The organism is Synechococcus sp. MIT S9503, from assembly GCF_047304175.1.
In the GTDB taxonomy this organism is placed as follows: domain Bacteria; phylum Cyanobacteriota; class Cyanobacteriia; order PCC-6307; family Cyanobiaceae; genus Synechococcus_C.
Genome location: NZ_CP138955.1, coordinates 125,845 through 143,004, shown reverse-complemented (window position 1 = coordinate 143,004; position 17,160 = coordinate 125,845). Strand labels below are relative to the sequence as shown.

Genomic DNA, 17,160 nt, shown 5'->3' with positions numbered 1-17,160 from the left:
TCAGAAGCTGTTGTGCTTACGCACTTTCAGTCCATCGTGAAGGATGAGCTCGGCCCCTTCGATATCAACTCCGTTCACAGAGGCAATTTCACCCTTGATGCCCTCAGCAGAGAGGTTCTCCACCAACTTCTTGATGACCTGATCCTCGACAGCAGCCTGATCGACTTTGTCCGGAGTAAGAGCTTCCAGGAATTTGCCGACCTTGGACGCCACAACCTCCGAGGAATTTGAGATCTTCAGAACAATCATGGGCAGCCGTTGGAGCCTTGTCCCATCAAGATAGTGCCGATGCACTGCGTTGAACTCAAACCACATCGCAGTCAGAGCAGCAACTTCGTTCCCGATTGCGTCTGCCGCTTTCAACAACAGTGGCAAGTCGCACCAGACCTGCGTTCAGGCGAAAGCAGGTTTCCTTGAAATGATCCCGATCGTGCAATTTTCAGCAGGCTGATCCCGATTGTGCAATCAATGAAGGCTGTAGCGACTGCTACAGAGACTCAGCGAGATCGCAGCTACAGCAAGCATCAAGGACAAACTCATCTTTTTCTTTATTTCAGAACACAAAAATGAGAATATTGAACACTAAACAACTAGAATAAAAATCAACGAAGCATTAATAACACCCTTATATGGCCAATGGCCGACCGCTTTTAACTTACATCTGGGATTCAGCAGGCATCAACCAAACTCCAAATTAGAAGTGGCGAGATTCCTGTCTCTCCTTGGAGATTAATGCGGATGGGGAGACTTGAACTCCCACGACATTGCTGCCACTAGTACCTGAAACTAGCGCGTCTACCAATTCCGCCACATCCGCTGGCGTGGGTCGCAGAGCGACCCGTGAAACATACGACATCGGCATTCAGGCGTCGCAAGATTCGCCAAGACAGTTTGGGGGCCGGCCGTCTAGACGGTCTCAGACATTCTCGTCAAGATAAGCATTCGGCAGGAAATAACAGGGATGACAGCCGCGGCGACCGCGTCTCAAGACGTTCTCAAACCACATCTTGAGATCCAGGGCGGGAACAGGCTGAACGGGGAACTGCGCGTCAGTGGTGCAAAGAACTCGGCACTCGTTTTGATGACGGCATCTCTGCTGACGGAAGACACGCTCTCTCTCAGCAATGTTCCTCCTCTGACCGACATCGATGGCATGGAGAAAATCCTTGTCTCCATGGGTGTGAAGGTTCGGCGCGGCAGCGAAACCATCCACCTCCAGGCTTCCGATCTCACCAGTGCGGAACCGCCCTATGAGCTGGTCAACGGCCTGCGGGCCAGCTTCTTCGCCATCGGTTCAATCCTGGCCCGAATGGGGCATGCCAAGGTTCCTCTGCCGGGCGGATGCCGTATCGGCGCACGTCCCGTTGTGGAACACATCCGCGGTCTCAAGGCACTTGGCGCAGTGGTGACCGTTGAACATGGTGTAGTCACCGCCACGGTTCCAGGGGAAAGCAATCGCCTCAAAGGCGCTCAGATTGTTCTTGACTGCCCCAGCGTTGGCGCCACGGAAACAATCCTGATGGCTGCAACCCTGGCGGAGGGCACCAGCGTGATTGAAAACGCGGCGCAAGAGCCTGAAGTTCAGGACCTGGCGAACCTGCTGAATGCCATGGGAGCGCGCATCAGTGGAGCAGGAGGCCCCTCCATCACCATCGAAGGAGTGGGGCAACTTCACGGCTGCGACTACCAGGTGATTCCCGACAGGATCGAAGCGGGAACATTCCTGCTGGCTGCCGCAATCACCCGCTCAACCCTGCGTGTGGCCCCGGTGGTTCCCGATCACCTCAGTTCCGTGCTCCAGAAACTTCGCGACTGTGGCTGCAAGCTTGAGATCGATGGTGATGGCATCGTCATCACCCCAGGCACCATCACTGGCATCGACATCACCACCCAGCCTTTTCCTGGATTCCCCACCGACCTGCAGGCACCTTTCATGGCCCTGCTGGCGACAGCTCAGGGAACCAGCGTGATCACCGAAAAGATCTACGAAAACCGCATGCAACACGTGGCGGAGCTGCAGCGCATGGGTGCGGCCATCCGTGTTCAGGGAAATGCCGCTGTGGTCGAAGGCGTTCCGTCTCTCAGCGGAGCCCCGGTGAATGGCACCGACTTGCGCGCCTCGGCCGCCATGGTTCTTGCAGGCCTGGTGGCACAGGGAAGAACTCAGGTGAGCGGCCTGAACCATCTCGATCGTGGCTACGCCGGAATCGAAGCCAAACTCACGGCCAGCGGAGCGAAGCTGGAACGTCACAGTCCCTGAACTCACGGTCTCTGAGACCTTCGTCTACGGCGTATCGCCTAAAGTTCAAGGCATGGGAGCGTGGCGGAATTGGTAGACGCAGCGCACTCAAAATGCGCCGCCTTCGGGTTTGTCGGTTCAAGTCCGACCGCTCCTATTGATCCTCAAGGTCTTCGACAGGGTTAAGCCCACAACTGCCAAATGGGCAGGACCTTGCGAGACAATGACGACGTCTTTGATTCCCTCTGGGAACCATCCCTGATCGATCCATGGTGGAGCCCACACCAGTGCCCTCGTCCAACGCGGTGATGGGCACCTACAACCGATTCGCGCTCTCCCTTCTGCGCGGCAAGGGTTGCTGGGTCTGGGATGACAAGAGTCGTCGCCATCTGGATGCTGTCGCCGGCATCGCCACCTGCACCCTGGGGCACAGCAACAGAGCCATGCGCAAGGCTCTCAACAGTCAGCTGCGCAAGCTCCAGCATGTTTCCAATCTCTACCGGATCCCGGAACAGGAGGCGCTGGCGAAGTGGCTGGTCAGCAACAGTTGCGCTGACAGTGTGTTTTTCTGCAACTCGGGCGCGGAAGCCAACGAGGCTGCGATCAAGCTGGCGCGGAAGCACGGCCACATGCGTCGGGGCATCGAACGTCCCGTGATCATCACGGCCGCTGCCAGCTTCCATGGACGCACACTGGCTGCGGTGAGTGCCACCGGTCAACCCAGGTACCACCAGGGATTTGAGCCCATGGTGGAGGGATTCGAATTCTTCAGATACAACGATCGCGCTGACTTTGAACAACTGCTCGAACGCCTGGAGCAGAACGGTCCAAAGGTGGCCGCGGTGCTGATCGAGCCTCTTCAGGGTGAAGGAGGCGTGAATCCAGGCGATCCCGAGGTCATGCAAGCGATTCGCGAGCACTGCGATCAACGCAACATCCTGCTGATCTTTGACGAGGTGCAGGTGGGAATGGGCAGAACCGGCACGCTCTGGGGATATGAACAGCTCGGCGTCCGACCCGATGCCCTCACCCTGGCCAAGGGCCTGGGCGGTGGCCACGCCGTGGGTGCCCTGATGGTTCGCCACAACGCCGATGTCTTCGAACCCGGCGACCACGCCAGCACCTTCGGCGGCAACCCGTTTGCCTGTCAGGCCTGCCTGACGGTGGCCAGCGAAATCGAGAAACGCAACCTGCTGCGCAATGTGCGCGAAAGGGGCGCTCAGCTGCGTGACGGCCTCGACCGACTTGTGGAACGCTTCCCGGATCAGCTGGAAGGGTCGCGCGGCTGGGGACTGCTCCAGGGCCTGGTTCTCAAGAACGACTGCGGCATCACTGCTGTGGACGTGGTGAAGGCCGCTCTGGAGGAACAGCTGCTGCTGGTGCCTGCCGGAGCTCAGGTGGTGCGCATGGTGCCTGCTCTGGTGATCAGTGCCAGAGAAATCCAGGCGCTGCTGACGCGACTGGAAAGAGCCCTGAATCGCGTGACCTGAGTGAAGCGACAGGGTCATCCCCCGCACGAACTGAGTGATCTGCTGCCGGGCTTTGACGTGCGAGGCATGGATCTGTCACTTGACCGAATGAGGTTGGCGCTCGATCAGCTGCATCAACCGGCCAGCTCGATCCCCGCCGTTCAGATCGTGGGCACCAACGGCAAGGGGTCGATCGCCTGCCTGATCCACCATGGACTGATGGCAGCTGGGCTGCGCTCGGGTCTGACCACCTCGCCCCATCTGGTGAGCTGGTGTGAGCGCATCCGGGTGAACGATCAGCTGATCAGTCTCGCCGGCCTGCGGCACACACTGGAGCAGTTGCAGCCGGTCGTTGAACGATGCGGCCTCACACCGTTCGAGCAGATCATCTGCTGTGCGTTGATTCACTTTGAAGCCCATCAACCTCACTGGCTTGTTCTGGAGGCTGGGCTGGGAGGACGCCTCGACGCCACAACAGCCCATGGCAAGCGCCCCCTGATTGCTGTGGCGTCGATCGGCATGGACCATCGCGAGCATCTCGGCGACAGTCTTGAAGCGATTGCTGCGGAAAAAGCAGCGGCTATCGGTGAAGGTGCCCACGTGATCAGTGCGACCCAAAAGCCTGAAGTCACGGCTGTGCTCGAACGACGGGTGAGCGAGGTGCACGGCAGCATGCAGTGGGTTGACCCACTTGATGCAAGCTGGAGCCTGGGCCTGCCTGGCAATCTGCAGAAACGCAACGCAGCCGTGGCCGAAGCTGCCCTGCAATGGATGCGCTCAAGCCATGCAGTGATCTCGGATCAGGCCATTCGCCAGGGCTTTGCTTCGGCACACTGGCCAGGTCGCTTGCAGTGGATGCGCTGGCGCGGGCAGAGGCTGCGAGTGGATGGAGCCCACAACCCCCCTGCCGCCATCGAGCTGGCTCGTGAACGCCTCAGCTGGCCATCCGCAGAGAAACGGCAGATCTGGATTGTGGCGATCCAGGCCCAGAAACAGGCGCCGGAGATGCTTCAGCAGCTGCTCAGAGCTCAGGATGTGGCCTGGATCGTGCCGGTGCCCGGACACCGCAGCTGGAATGTCGAGCAACTCAGACAGGCGCTGCCGCTGCAGGCGCAGCAGCTGAAATCGGCCGACACCACAGGCACTGCCCTCGATCAACTGCTCGCTCAGGGCTGGCCCGAAGCCGCTCCGGTGGTCGCAGGATCGCTTTATCTGATCGGCCATCTGCTTGAAAACGGCACATTGGAGGCAGAGTGAATGCAACGCCATGCACTCCCACCATGAGATCGCTGCTGAAGCTGCTTGCCGCACTGGCCCTGGTGCTGACCTTGCTGGCGCCGCCAACAGTCATGGCCCTCGACACCTCTGCTGGAGTGGGCCTGCAGGACAAGGCGCTGTTTCAGGAAAGGGTGGACTACACGCTCACCAATCAGAGCGATGGTGATTTTCACGACCAACAGCTGACCAACACCTCATTCGCCGGTGCGGTGGGACGTGGCGCTGATTTCAGCGGCGCCAACCTGCATGGAGCCATCTTCACGCAAGGTGCCTTCGCCGAGGCTGATTTCCATGGAGCTGATCTCAGCGATGCACTGATGGACCGAGCTGACTTCACGCGCACAGACCTGCGCGATGCCCTGCTGATCGGTGTGATCGCCGCCGGCAGCAGCTTTGCCGGAGCCGATGTGGAAGGCGCCGACTTCAGCGATGCGCTGCTGGATCGTGATGATCAACGCCGGCTCTGCCAGGTTGCGGAAGGAGTCAATTCCACCACGGGTGTCGCCACCCGCGACAGCCTCAGTTGCTGAAGCCCCCGAGTTTTCCTGGATTGAGCAGTCCGGCAGGGTCATAACGGTGCTTGGTGGCGACCTGATCCCCATCCACCACACCGAGCCCACCCCCTTCAACGGTGAGCACATGGGGGTTGAAGATCAGTGCACCGAGATCACGACAGTGCTGCATCAATTGCTCAAGTGCTTCAGCTCCGCGCCAGCGCACCAGGGGAAGTGATGCGAGCCGCTGAACCCCCTGCTGGCGCACACCCTCCAGATGCCAGAGCAGATCATCTCCCCAGGTCTGCTTGAGCGTCTCCAGACAGTTGATCTCCGGTTGAGGAAGCAGCATCTGCAGGTAGGTCCACGCGGGGTCTCGCTGGCGCAGATGCAGAGTCGTGTGATTCCAGCTCAGCTCACGCAGACCACTGCCATGGCGGTCGGCCTCCGCTCCGAGATGGGTCATCTCGGCACCAACAGCCGACGCCAGCCGCTGAACCGTGCTCACCGCATCAGGGGCCACCGACAGCAGCAAACGGTCTGAGCGTCGCTGGGGCAGATCCCACTTCGGCAACAGCTCCACCACGGCCGCCTCCAGAACAGTGCAGAGATGCAGATCAATGGCCGCGGACGTGCAACGCCGCGCCAGATCAACAGCTGTGCGCCAGTCAGGACAGTCCACCACCAGCTCCTGCCAGTCGACACTTGTTGCCGTGGCCAGCCGCAACGCCGTGATGATGCCGTTGGTGCCATAGGCATGATTCAGTGCTTCGGCATCTCCGGCCTCAAGCTGCAGAACCCGCGGCTGCTGTTCCATGGTCACCACCTCCAGTCCGAGCAGGTGCCCTGGATCGCGCAGAAACCCCCAGCGCACCGAGCCGATCCCTCCGGAACCGCCGGCGATGAATCCACCGATCGTGGCGCTGCGCCAGGTGCTCGGCATCAGACGCAGCTGCCGTCCAACCCTGGCAAGCTCCCGGTTCAGATCCTTCATCAGACATCCGCACTCGACCGTGACAACACCGCTGCTCTGATCAATCGAGCGCACTGCCCGCAGCTGGCTCATCAACATCACCACACCCGACTCCAGCGGAACGGACTGGCCGTAATTCCCCGTGCCTGAACCGCGCAGTGTCAGAGGCACGCCATGCTGCCGGCAGCCTGCCGCCACGCGAACAACGGCATCAACGGTCTCCGGCCTGACCACCAGCTCAGCTCGGCATTGAGCCAATCGCTGCTGAAGCACCGGCGAGTAGTCATAGGCATCACGGGAAAACCGCTCCAGGTCATCCGGCTGCGTCAACAACCTGAGATCGGGGACTGCCGCCAGCTCGGTTCGCAGGGCATCGGGAAGCATGGATTGGTCTTCAGGGCGTTACGCCCAATCCTGCACCCAATGTCCAGCGGCAAGAACCCGACGTCGGGATGCCATCGACAACAACTCAGGCCAGCCCCCAGCGGGCAGATGAATCAGGTCCGCTGGTGCGCCCGCACGCAGCCGTCCGTCCCACTCCAGACCCATCAGACCCGTCGCATCAGTTGCGAAGGGCCTCAGACCGTGGTCATCCCAGGGGGCGAGCTGAGCCAGCGGCAGACTCATGGCCATCAGTGCCAGGGGATCAAGCTGTCCGCCTGGATACCAGGGGTCCTGAACGTTGTCACCACCGACAGCCACAGGAATACCCGCGCGTTGCAGCTGACGGATCGGCGCCAGCGGCCTGCACAAAGGGGTTTCGTTGTCGCGATGACCGAGCAACCAGCCATTGGTGAGCGGTAAGGCCACCACCTGCAGGTTCTGGCGGGCCATGCGGGTTCCCAGCCGCTGCAGTGCACCGGCTGACAGCAGCGACAGGCTGCTGGCATGGCTGCAGGTGACAGTCACCGAGACAGTCATGGTCTCAAGCACACGCAACAGCTGGCGCACGCCCTCTGCAGGTTGGGAGGCTGCTTCATCAATATGCAGATCGACAGGGCAGCCGTGTCGATCTGCAAGCTCGAGCAGACGACGCAGAGCACGGCGCGTGGCCCGACCTCTGCAGGGAGGTGCCAGAACACCGCCAATCAGTCCATTCACCTTGGCCACCGAGGCCGCCAGGTGCTCCCCCTCGGCCGTGGACCAGTGCTCAATCGGAACCAGAGCGACCAGCTGCAGCTCGATGCGTTCACGCCAGTGGTTGCGCAGATCGGAGAGCACCTCCCAGCTGAAGTTCGCGCCAGGTCCGAGGCTGTCGATGTGACTGCGCACAGCTCGCAGACCGTGTTTCCAGGCCAGTTGCAAACAGCGCTCTCCACGCTGCTGAACCTTTAACGCTGTGCGGGTCTCATGCTCCCTGAAGTTGGCTGCGAGGGCCTGCTCATAGGTGCCCTGAAGATTGGGGTGCTCAGACCAGGAGAACGCCTTGTCGAAATGGGCATGGGGTTCCACCAGTCGCGGCAAGACCAATCCGGTTGCCTCAGAGGCGGGTTTCAAGGATGTGATCCTGCTATCTGACCAGGTGAGCACCACGGGAATCAACCCATCAACAGCCGCCTCCGGCAGCGGATCGGAACCCATATCCAGCAGAGAGCGAGGACAACGTGTCCTCAGCTCACCTGATGACAACAACCCGCCTGGTGTGCTCATTCGAGCTTGCCGGCATCCGAACGGACATTGAGCACAAGAAACTGACCGGCAATTCCCAGGGTGGTGACCGAGTAGCGCGGCAGACGCAGTGCTGGCAGCAGATTCTGACCACCAACACTGGTCACATACACGCTGGCCAAACCGAGATTCCAGCGACGGCTGAACTGGTCTGCCATCAGGGCCAGTGCCTGCTCCTGTTCCGCGATCAGACGTGGACAGTCATTGATCCAGAGCTGCAGCACCATCGGCAGGACCTGACGCTCGCAGATCTCCCTGGTGGCCAGCTTGACCAGGGTTTCCCCGGCAAAAACCTGATAGTCCTCCCTGCTGGGATTGGTCACGTACAGCGCCGCCCCACTCCCTGCCAGCACCAACGCAGCCGCAGCCGTTGTTGCTGAAGGCCAGCGCCGACGAGGCGAAATCATGCGGTTGGGACTGCAGGACGAATTGATAGATTCTTACCGACGCGGCGGGCGTCGCCAAGTGGTTAAGGCAGCGGCTTGTGGCGCCGCTATTCGGGGGTTCGAATCCCCTCGCTCGCCCTTTCACTCTCACCAGCGGGATCCTCTCAGGAGGTCATCAAGGCCTGCAGAAGCTCATCGGCTCCGTGGCGAATCGGATCCCTGCACACAAGACCCATGCGGTCGCTGAACTCTTCGACGATCTGTGCCGCGGCTGGTTCATCAAGCCGGGCTGTGTTCAGCGCCAGTGCACGCACCCTGGGAGCAGGGGAGCCACCTCCAGGACGGCCGATCGCAGCGAGTGATTCGCAGAGCTCAATGAGCTCCTCGAGCGGTGGCAAAGGGACTGCCGGCAGACGCTCAATGGTCGTCTGCAGGGCGCGGTGCACCATCATCATCGCTGTCGGCTGACTTCCTCTCAGCAAGGGCAGGGTGGCGGTGGAGCCGGGATGGCAGAGCGAACCCTGGCCTTCCACGAGCACCAGCCCAGTCGGAGGCAGCGTCCGTGCCGCCGACAGCACCGCCGCTTCCACAGCGCCGGCCGCGAAATCAACCCTGACCGCATCCAGGGGAACGCCCTGGCCACTGATCAGGATTCCCGCCTGACCGGTTCCCACAAATGCCGAAGGAACCCCGGCATGGCCTGCTGCCTCATGCACAGCCAGACAGGCGCTCATCTTGCCGACAGCCATGTCCGTGCCCACAGTCAGGATCCGCCGACAGGCCAGCGTTGCGGCGCGGGCCTGTCCGACGCCAAGTCCTGACGGCTCACGGCGCAGATCCCAGATCCAGCATCCGGGCTGGAGCGCAGCTTGCAGCTCCGCATCCTCGTTCAGATAGGTGTGCAGACCGCTGGCGAGAGACAGACCGGCCTTGAGCGCCGCCAGCACATCCACCCGCAGCGGATCGGGCAGCACACCACCTGAGGGAGCCAGGCCGACCACGGCCACCTTTGGTCCATGGGCGAGGGCTTCGTCAAGATTTCGCACCACAGGCACCTGCCTGGAAATCCCTGTGATCAGATCCAGTCGCTGGCCGGCATTGTCAGGATCGATCACCGCCACAATCGGCCCCGACCGATGACGCAGCATTGCCAGTCCGGTCTTCCCGGTGAGAGACGCCAACCCCCCGTGCTGCATCAGAACCAGCGGCAGTTCGGCAAAACCTTCAGGGCACTGGGTGATGGATTCGAGACTCAAGCGATCGGGCCCCCGCGAGTGACCGGGCGCTGCATCAGCCGCCCCTGATCATGGATCTAGCAACGCTCGCGAACCTTCACGCAGAAAGGCAGAGCAAGGAGAGACGCCGGAACATCCATCGACATCCAGAAGACAACGATTGTCAATCGCAAGCACTACATAATCCCGCAACAAAAATCATTAAATCAACGAAAAACACGATGCTTGTGATCATCAGCAGCCCAGAAAGCCGATTTCTCGACGCGATAACGCTGGCCATTGTCAAACCAAATTTGTTATTCACAGGCAAAAAATACTTTTGTGTTACGAGGCAGTATTTACATCAATCCTGACTAAGGTTCACTTCAGAAGCCTGCTTGGATCTGGAGGTACTGCACGTGTCTAAAGGACTGAAAGAGGCTGGTTTTCTAGGCGCGACATTTCTACTCGGCCTGGCCGCACTGGAGGCTCTACTTCATTTCGCAGGCTTCTGAACAAGGTTCAAAATCAGTCATCACTCTGCGTGCAATGAATGATGCGAAAACGTGAATTGATTCAGCATCGACTCGATCAGGATCTTTGCTCCTGACCAGACGTTCTTCCGAACGCAATCAAGCAGCGATCAAAACCTCATTGAAAGTTGACACCGCAGGGGCATCACTCTCCTGAGCGTGACGCAACAGATCGCTTTCGATTGCAGTCCATCTGCGGCGTCACATCAAATCAGGGCTCCATCTCAGAGTGCAGTGAACAGCGTTCAATGCACGATTCTGAAAATCATGTAATAATCACAAAACGCCAAAGAGCCCAGAAGGGACCACTGCGCGAAATCCGATAAATCGAACCCAAATGAATCGAAGAGACATCACTCCCCACAGGGAGTGGAGAAGGTCTGGCAAACCTGCCAAGGCCTATCAGATCACTGGCTACGAGTCCCCCCAGAGACGCAGATATCTGCGCGAGCTTGCGGAACAGAACACCAACAAACCTGTCTGAATAGTCCTTGTTTTGAAGCGCCAAGATCACGGTCTTGAGTCTTCGAGCGATGTGCGGCTGATGCCCAGACCCGCAGCCGGCGGGGGAGACAATCTGTCCTCTTCAAGAGGCAATCCAGCAAAGGGATCATCAATCAGATTGAGATGGCTGTCGAGATCAGGCCATCTGATCAGTGACAGCAGTTGGCACGCAGCCCCATTAAGCAGTGTGCTGTCTGAATAGCAGCCCACCATCAAATCCAGACCCAGACGGCCAGCGACCCTGGCCATCAACAGGGCTTCGCTCAGACCGCCGGTTTTGAGCAGTTTGAGATTGACCCCATCCACATAGGGGGCCAACCGCAGCAGGTCCTCCAGGTCCCAGCAGCTTTCGTCGGCGACAAGCGGCATGCTGCAGTATCCGCGCAGATCGGCGAAGCCCTGCAAATCATCCCGAGGATCGCTGGAGGCCGCAATCGGCTGTTCCAGCAGAACAACATCGGCAGCTAGGAGATCTGACTGCATCGACCTGGCCTGATGCAGCGTCCAGCCACCGTTGGCATCAACCTGAAGCTCATGGTCCACTCCGGTGTTCTGCTTGCGGGACTGCAGCATCGATGCCACGGCCGTCAGCAGGGCCCTGTCATGGTCAAGCCCATCGGGGCTGCCGAGCTTGAGCTTGATGCGGGTTGCCGGCAGCAGATCCCACCAGCGATTGAGCCGCTGCTGCACAGCCTCCACAGAGCCAAGACCCAACGTGACGCTGGTGGCAACGCCTCTGCCACCGCTCAGGGAGAACAGACGCCAGATCGGTTGCTGCAAACACTGTCCCCACCAATCCCAGAGCGCCAGATCAACAGCACAACGGGCAGGAGGGGAAAGCGGCTTCAGCAGCGCATCAACAACGCTTCGATCGGCAGGGTCGAGCTGATTGAGAGCAGGCAACACAGCCTTGAGTTCCGCCTCAATCCCAGGTAGTTCATAAGCGCGGTGTCCCGTGCTCAGGCCACCTGTTTCACCCCGACCGGTGATCCCGTCATGGTCGAGGCACAACTCAAGGTGTTCAACGGCCGACGTGGTGCCGCGGCTGATGGCCAGTGGAACCGCCTTGGTGAGCGTAAACCGACGCAGAGTCCAGCCCATGCAACGTGCGCACCGAACTTCAAGCTGACATAGGAGCTTGGTGAACCACACTGAAGAAAGGTTCCATCGCCGCCGGTCCATCGGACGGCCCCCCGCCTTGACCGTCACCGCCTCTCCCTCCACCGCTCATGTTCCTGGCCTCGAGCGGGGCAGTTACTGGATCACCACCTTCGGCTGTCAGATGAACAAGGCCGATTCGGAACGAATGGCAGGAATCCTGGAATCGATGGGTTACCAGGAGGCCACGGCAGAACTGGACGCTGATCTCGTCCTCTACAACACCTGCACAATTCGCGACAACGCTGAACAGAAGGTCTACAGCTACCTCGGTCGCCAGGCACGACGGAAACGCACCAATCCCCACCTCAAACTTGTCGTGGCAGGCTGCGTCGCTCAACAAGAAGGCGAATCACTGCTGCGGCGCGTGCCCGAGCTGGATCTGGTGATGGGCCCGCAGCACGCAAACCGGCTGGAAACCCTGCTGCAGCAGGTTGACAGTGGTCAGCAGGTGGTGGCGACTGAAGAGCACCACATCCTTGAGGACATCACAACCGCCCGCCGCGATAGCAGTATCTGCGGCTGGGTGAACGTGATCTATGGCTGCAATGAACGCTGCACATACTGCGTAGTGCCATCCGTGCGCGGCAAGGAGCAGTCGCGTCTGCCGGATGCAATCAAGCTGGAGATGGAAGGTTTGGCAGCACAGGGGTACAAGGAAATCACCCTGCTGGGGCAGAACATCGATGCCTATGGACGCGATCTGCCCGGCATCACCGCCGAAGGGCGACGCAAAAACACCCTCACCGATCTGCTGCAACACGTTCACGACGTGGACGGCATTGAACGGATCCGTTTCGCCACCAGCCATCCCCGTTACTTCACGAAGCGTCTCATCGATGCCTGCGCCGATCTGTCCAAGCTCTGCGAACACTTCCATATTCCCTTCCAAAGCGGAGACAACGACGTGCTTCAGGCCATGGCACGGGGATACACGATCGAGCGCTACCGCCGCATCATTGACCACATCCGAGAACGCATGCCAGACGCCTCACTCAGCGCCGATGTGATCGTTGCCTTCCCCGGTGAAACCGACGCCCAGTACAGGCGCACCCTGAAGCTGATCGAGGAGATCGGTTTCGATCAGGTGAACACGGCGGCGTACTCACCGAGACCGAACACTCCTGCAGCGAACTGGGGCAATCAGCTTCCGGAGGATGTGAAGGTGGAACGCCTCCGCGAGATCAATGCACTGGTGGAGCGCTGCGCCAAGGAGCGCAACGCCCGCTATGCAGGCCGAATTGAGGAGGTTCTGGCCGAGGGGATCAATCCCAAGGACCCATCGCAGCTGATGGGACGCACGCGCACCAACCGGCTGACCTTCTTCAGCGCGCGGGGCTCTGATGGCCGCAGTTACGGGCCAGGCGATCTGGTTCAGGTGCGCATCGATGCAGTGCGCTCCTTCTCTCTCAGTGGCACTCCCGCGCACGACTGATACCTTTGCGGCGCAGACCTTTTTCCAGTTCATTCGCCCATGCCGACTCCCCCTGTGCGCGTTGGCGTGGTGTTCGGAGGTGATTCCGGGGAGCACGACGTCTCGATCCGTTCGGCGGCAACGGTGATCAAGGCGCTGAGCGACCCCGGCAATCGGCAGAGCTTCCACGTGGTGCCTCTCTACATCGACCGTGAGGGACGCTGGTGGCCTGAAACCATCGCCCGGAGTGTGCTGCAGACGATGGCAGCTCTGGCTGATGACCAGCTGCCCCAACCCCTGCCGGCCAGAGGTCTGCGGCAGCTGCCGGTTGATCCGGATCAGATTGATGTTTGGTATCCGGTTCTGCACGGACCGAACGGAGAGGACGGCACGGTGCAGGGGCTGTTCACGCTGATGCAGAAACCCTTCGTGGGATCGGGTGTGCTCGGATCCGCCGTGGGCATGGACAAACTGGCGATGAAAGCAGCCTTTGCCGCTGCAGGCATCTCCCAGGTTCCCTACATCGCAGTAGACAAGGCAGACCTCGACGATCCCCGACGCCTCGAGCCATTGCTCCAGAGACTGGAAGCTGAGCTCGGCTACCCCTGTTTCGTGAAGCCCGCCAACCTCGGCTCATCAGTGGGTATCAGCAAGGCGCGCACCAGGGAGGAACTGCTGGCAGGACTGAAACTGGCAGCAGAGCTCGACTCAAGACTGGTGGTGGAACAAGGCGTGATGGCCCGCGAGCTCGAATGTGCCGTGCTGGGCCGTCGGCACCTGAAAGCATCCGTGGTGGGTGAAGTGAGATTTGATGCCGACTGGTACGACTACGAGACCAAATACACCGAAGGGCGCAGCCAAACGCTGATTCCGGCACCGCTGCCCGGCGACGTCAGCGAGCGGATTCAGGCGATGGCGATCGAGGCCTGTCGCGCCGTTCATGCCTTCGGGCAATCGCGTGTGGATGTGTTTTACGACGAGTCGGCTGACCGGATCTGGTTGAACGAAATCAACACCCTGCCCGGTTTCACCTCCCAAAGCATGTACCCAACCCTCTGGGGGGCTTCAGGTATTCCTTTGCCACAGCTGGTGGCCGAGCTGGTGGCGACGGCGCAAGAATGAGCAGTCCGACTCCGCTGCTGCCGAGATGATGCACGGTCTGCTCTGGTTCCCGCTGCTGCTGGCGTTTGTTCTGCTGGCGTCCCTGGGCTGGCTGGAGAGACGACGTCAGAACCTCTTCCGGCTCTGGAGCGATTCATCCGAACTGGCCAAACTCGACGGCTGCGGTGCGGCCAGGCTGAAGAACGGTGAACTCTGCTGGAGCAGTTTTCATGCCGGAAGCTTCAAGGATGAGGGCCGCTTCGTGATCAAGACGCTCGAACTGGTGGAGTTGATGTCGCTCTCATCGGGTGACACACCGCTGGCCCATGAATCCCAGGGGCGCTGCCGCCTGAGGCTGATCGGCGAAGGCCGTCAGATGGATGTGCCCTTTTCTGACGCGGAGCGTGCCCGTCGCTGGATGGAACAGTTGATGGCCAAGGCACGTTGCGACCTGTGATGGCCCGCTCAAAGGCCGGGAGAAGAGATCGCAGCAGCAGCGGACCGCTGCCTCCGGGGGTCGAGCGCCGAAGGCGGCTTCGCGAGGAGCGACGCAGAGAACGTCTGATCCAGACCTGGCGAACACTGTTATTCGGTGGAGTCTCCACAGGGCTGATCTGGGTGTTGCTCACCAGCGGCTGGAGCCTGCGCTCGCAGCAACAGCTCAGGGTCAGAGGCAGTGATCGGCTTGGCAGCGATGCCGTGGTCAAGGCTGCTGGGCTGCGTTTCCCACGGCCCCTGATCACCCTCGAGCCAGGTCGTCTTGAGCGGCGGCTGCTGGCCGAACTTCCTGTGGAGTCGGTCTCCGTGCAGCGCCGACTGGTACCGCCCAGCCTCGAGGTCAGGCTGAAGGATCGACGCCCGATTGCCGCTGCGAGCCGGATGGGATCCCGCGGCATGGAGCAGGGAATGGTTGATGTTGCAGGGCACTGGATGCCGCTCACTGTTGCTCGCCAGGGCGAAGCACCCAGCAGTGCGGTGGTTGTGGAGGGCTGGATTCCCAGTCGTCGCAGGATGGTTGCAAGGGTGCTGGAACAGCGTGATCAGTTAGGCAGCCCGCTGCAGGTGATCCAGATCGCTCCCGATGGAGATCTCAGCCTTCGCACCGAAACTCTCGGCCTGGTGAGGCTGGGCTCGAACGAACGCTTGCTGAATCAGCAGCTCGTCACGATCGCGCTGCTCTCCAGCAGTCTTCCTGCGAACCTGCGCGGACAAGCCAGCAGCGGCATTGATCTTTCCGACCCTTCCAAACCTGAACTTCAGCTGCGACCGAATTCAAAACCAGCAATGGTTAACCCCTGAGCGCCTGTTACACAGTGCTGAAACCACAACGAGTGTGATTTGAATTAAGCGATTCTCGCTCGCAGGGACATAATGCACACGCAGTTCAGCGGTTCGACGTCGACGATGGAGATGGTGAGCGGTCAGATGTCCCCTTCTCCTGACTCAGCAGGAATCCTTCCCTCTCAGTCCGCCCGAATCGAGGTGATCGGCGTTGGCGGCGGAGGCAGCAATGCGGTGAACCGCATGATCCAGAGCGACCTTGAGGGGGTCGCCTACAGGGTTCTGAACACCGACGCTCAGGCCCTGCTGCAGTCATCATCCGAACATCGCGTCCAGCTGGGGCAGACCCTGACGCGAGGTCTTGGAGCCGGAGGAAACCCCAGCATCGGCCAGAAAGCCGCTGAAGAATCTCGCGCCGACCTGCAGCAGGCTCTGCAGGGTTCCGACCTTGTCTTCATCGCTGCAGGCATGGGCGGAGGCACTGGAACCGGTGCTGCTCCCGTCGTGGCGGAAGTCGCCAAGGAAAGCGGTGCACTGACGGTGGGAATCGTGACCAAGCCCTTCGGGTTTGAGGGACGTCGTCGCATGCGTCAGGCCGACGAGGGCATCGCCCGTCTGGCGGAGCATGTGGACACTCTGATCGTGATCCCCAACGACCGACTGCGCGATGCCATCGGCAGTGCCCCCCTTCAGGAGGCGTTCCGCAGTGCCGATGACGTGCTGCGGATGGGCGTGAAGGGAATCACCGACATCATCACCTGCCCTGGCCTGGTGAATGTCGACTTTGCCGATGTGCGCTCGGTGATGACCGAAGCCGGAACCGCCCTGCTGGGCATCGGCGTCGGATCCGGCCGGTCCCGCGCCATCGAGGCAGCCCAGACCGCGATCAACAGTCCGCTGCTGGAGGCTGCTCGCATCGACGGAGCCAAGGGCTGTGTGATCAACATCAGCGGTGGCCGCGACATGACACTCGAGGACATGACCAGCGCCTCAGAAGTGATTTACGACGTGGTCGACCCCGAAGCCAACATCATTGTGGGAGCGGTGGTGGATGAACGTCTCGAGGGTGAGATTCACGTCACAGTGATCGCGACAGGCTTTGAAAACGGCCAGCCCTACCGCACTGAAAGAAGTGTGCCCCGCGCAGCAACCTCCGCCTTCAGCCCTTCCGAATCACAGGATTCAGGAGCCCGCATTCCAGAATTCCTCAGACAGCGTCAGCAACGCCAGGAAAACAGTCAGAATAGCTGACTCGACCGATTGCCGTCTACAACTGAGAGGATCTGCACCTCAGAACTCTCACACTGAATTTGGTGACCCGGAGTCCACGCCTGTTCAGAGCATCCCGTGTGGCTGCTGCCTTCCGGTTCTGACCAAGTTTGGGCGTCTGAACCGCATAGGTCCGAGTCGCTTGCGATGTTAGCAATGGAAGTCCGCTGACTAGAGCA

General features: G+C 60.4%; 16 protein-coding genes, 3 tRNA genes and 1 other RNA gene. 12 read left to right on the top strand and 8 right to left on the bottom strand.

Annotation, left to right across the window (positions count from 1 at the left end):
• Window positions 1-249: a hypothetical protein gene (locus SIB56_RS00745; protein ID WP_413324657.1), complete on the bottom strand. Its 249-nt coding sequence runs from the start codon at window positions 247-249 to the stop codon at window positions 1-3.
• A gap of 484 nt (window positions 250-733) precedes the next feature.
• A tRNA-Leu gene (locus SIB56_RS00740) sits at window positions 734-817 on the bottom strand.
• A gap of 144 nt (window positions 818-961) precedes the next feature.
• On the opposite strand from SIB56_RS00740, the gene murA reads away from it, so the two are divergent.
• The 5 genes from murA (at window position 962) to SIB56_RS00715 (ending at window position 5,516) form a co-directional block, all read left to right on the top strand.
• The gene (gene murA / locus SIB56_RS00735) at window positions 962-2,260 is read left to right on the top strand and encodes a UDP-N-acetylglucosamine 1-carboxyvinyltransferase (protein WP_413324656.1); all 1,299 of its coding nucleotides are present in this window, start codon (window positions 962-964) and stop codon (window positions 2,258-2,260) included.
• Between the two features lie 54 nt (window positions 2,261-2,314).
• A tRNA-Leu gene (locus tag SIB56_RS00730) sits at window positions 2,315-2,396 on the top strand.
• A 112-nt stretch (window positions 2,397-2,508) separates the two neighbouring features.
• A complete protein-coding gene (locus SIB56_RS00725) occupies window positions 2,509-3,729 on the top strand; it encodes an aspartate aminotransferase family protein (protein WP_413324654.1) in 1,221 nt (406 codons plus the stop codon).
• A gap of 66 nt (window positions 3,730-3,795) precedes the next feature.
• Window positions 3,796-4,965, top strand: a complete 1,170-nt coding sequence (locus SIB56_RS00720) for a bifunctional folylpolyglutamate synthase/dihydrofolate synthase (protein WP_413327003.1) — start codon at window positions 3,796-3,798, stop codon at window positions 4,963-4,965.
• Between the two features lie 23 nt (window positions 4,966-4,988).
• Window positions 4,989-5,516 carry a pentapeptide repeat-containing protein gene (locus SIB56_RS00715; RefSeq protein WP_413324653.1) on the top strand — a complete coding sequence of 176 codons (528 nt, stop codon included), beginning with the start codon at window positions 4,989-4,991 and terminating at the stop codon, window positions 5,514-5,516.
• On the opposite strand, the gene SIB56_RS00710 is transcribed toward SIB56_RS00715, so the two are convergent.
• Genes SIB56_RS00710 through SIB56_RS00700 form a run of 3 tightly spaced genes read right to left on the bottom strand, consistent with a single transcriptional unit; the run spans window position 5,506 to window position 8,528 of the window.
• Complete coding sequence (locus tag SIB56_RS00710) at window positions 5,506-6,837, bottom strand: FAD-binding oxidoreductase (protein ID WP_413324651.1); 1,332 nt, start codon at window positions 6,835-6,837, stop codon at window positions 5,506-5,508. The two genes, SIB56_RS00715 and SIB56_RS00710, sit on opposite strands and share 11 nt — an antisense overlap.
• Before the next feature lie 18 nt (window positions 6,838-6,855).
• Window positions 6,856-8,103, bottom strand: a complete 1,248-nt coding sequence (locus tag SIB56_RS00705) for an amidohydrolase family protein (RefSeq protein ID WP_413324649.1) — start codon at window positions 8,101-8,103, stop codon at window positions 6,856-6,858.
• Window positions 8,100-8,528: a DUF4359 domain-containing protein gene (locus tag SIB56_RS00700; protein WP_413324648.1), complete on the bottom strand. Its 429-nt coding sequence runs from the start codon at window positions 8,526-8,528 to the stop codon at window positions 8,100-8,102. The genes SIB56_RS00705 and SIB56_RS00700 overlap by 4 nt, the downstream gene beginning before the upstream one ends.
• Window positions 8,529-8,572: 44 nt before the next feature.
• Here SIB56_RS00700 and SIB56_RS00695 point away from each other — a divergent pair.
• A tRNA-His gene (locus SIB56_RS00695) sits at window positions 8,573-8,645 on the top strand.
• A 26-nt stretch (window positions 8,646-8,671) separates the two neighbouring features.
• Here the strand turns inward: SIB56_RS00695 and SIB56_RS00690 are convergent.
• Window positions 8,672-9,703, bottom strand: a complete 1,032-nt coding sequence (locus SIB56_RS00690) for a DUF1611 domain-containing protein (protein ID WP_413327001.1) — start codon at window positions 9,701-9,703, stop codon at window positions 8,672-8,674.
• Between the two features lie 888 nt (window positions 9,704-10,591).
• Between SIB56_RS00690 and SIB56_RS00685 the strand changes: the two genes are divergently transcribed.
• Window positions 10,592-10,738, top strand: coding sequence for a hypothetical protein (locus SIB56_RS00685; RefSeq protein WP_413324647.1), 147 nt, complete (start codon window positions 10,592-10,594; stop codon window positions 10,736-10,738).
• A 26-nt stretch (window positions 10,739-10,764) separates the two neighbouring features.
• Here SIB56_RS00685 and SIB56_RS00680 read toward each other — a convergent pair whose 3' ends face one another.
• Entirely contained in the window at window positions 10,765-11,859 is a 1,095-nt protein-coding gene (locus SIB56_RS00680) for a dipeptide epimerase (RefSeq protein WP_413324646.1), read from the bottom strand.
• Window positions 11,860-11,938: 79 nt separating this feature from the next.
• Between SIB56_RS00680 and miaB the strand changes: the two genes are divergently transcribed.
• The 5 genes from miaB to ftsZ all read left to right on the top strand — a co-directional run bounded on the left by miaB (window position 11,939) and on the right by ftsZ (window position 16,963).
• The gene (gene miaB / locus SIB56_RS00675) at window positions 11,939-13,351 is read left to right on the top strand and encodes a tRNA (N6-isopentenyl adenosine(37)-C2)-methylthiotransferase MiaB (protein ID WP_413326999.1); all 1,413 of its coding nucleotides are present in this window, start codon (window positions 11,939-11,941) and stop codon (window positions 13,349-13,351) included.
• A 39-nt stretch (window positions 13,352-13,390) separates the two neighbouring features.
• Window positions 13,391-14,452, top strand: a complete 1,062-nt coding sequence (locus SIB56_RS00670) for a D-alanine--D-alanine ligase family protein (RefSeq protein WP_413324645.1) — start codon at window positions 13,391-13,393, stop codon at window positions 14,450-14,452.
• Window positions 14,453-14,477: 25 nt separating this feature from the next.
• Window positions 14,478-14,888 (top strand): hypothetical protein, encoded by a 411-nt coding sequence (locus tag SIB56_RS00665; protein ID WP_413324644.1) that lies wholly within the window; start codon window positions 14,478-14,480, stop codon window positions 14,886-14,888.
• Entirely contained in the window at window positions 14,888-15,730 is an 843-nt protein-coding gene (locus SIB56_RS00660) for a cell division protein FtsQ/DivIB (RefSeq protein ID WP_413324643.1), read from the top strand. Before SIB56_RS00665 ends, SIB56_RS00660 begins: the two co-directional genes overlap by 1 nt.
• Before the next feature lie 72 nt (window positions 15,731-15,802).
• A complete protein-coding gene (gene ftsZ, locus SIB56_RS00655) occupies window positions 15,803-16,963 on the top strand; it encodes a cell division protein FtsZ (RefSeq protein WP_413324642.1) in 1,161 nt (386 codons plus the stop codon).
• A gap of 61 nt (window positions 16,964-17,024) precedes the next feature.
• On the opposite strand, the gene ffs is transcribed toward ftsZ, so the two are convergent.
• An RNA gene (gene ffs / locus SIB56_RS00650) (signal recognition particle sRNA small type) lies at window positions 17,025-17,121 on the bottom strand.
• Between the last annotated feature and the right edge of the window lie 39 nt (window positions 17,122-17,160).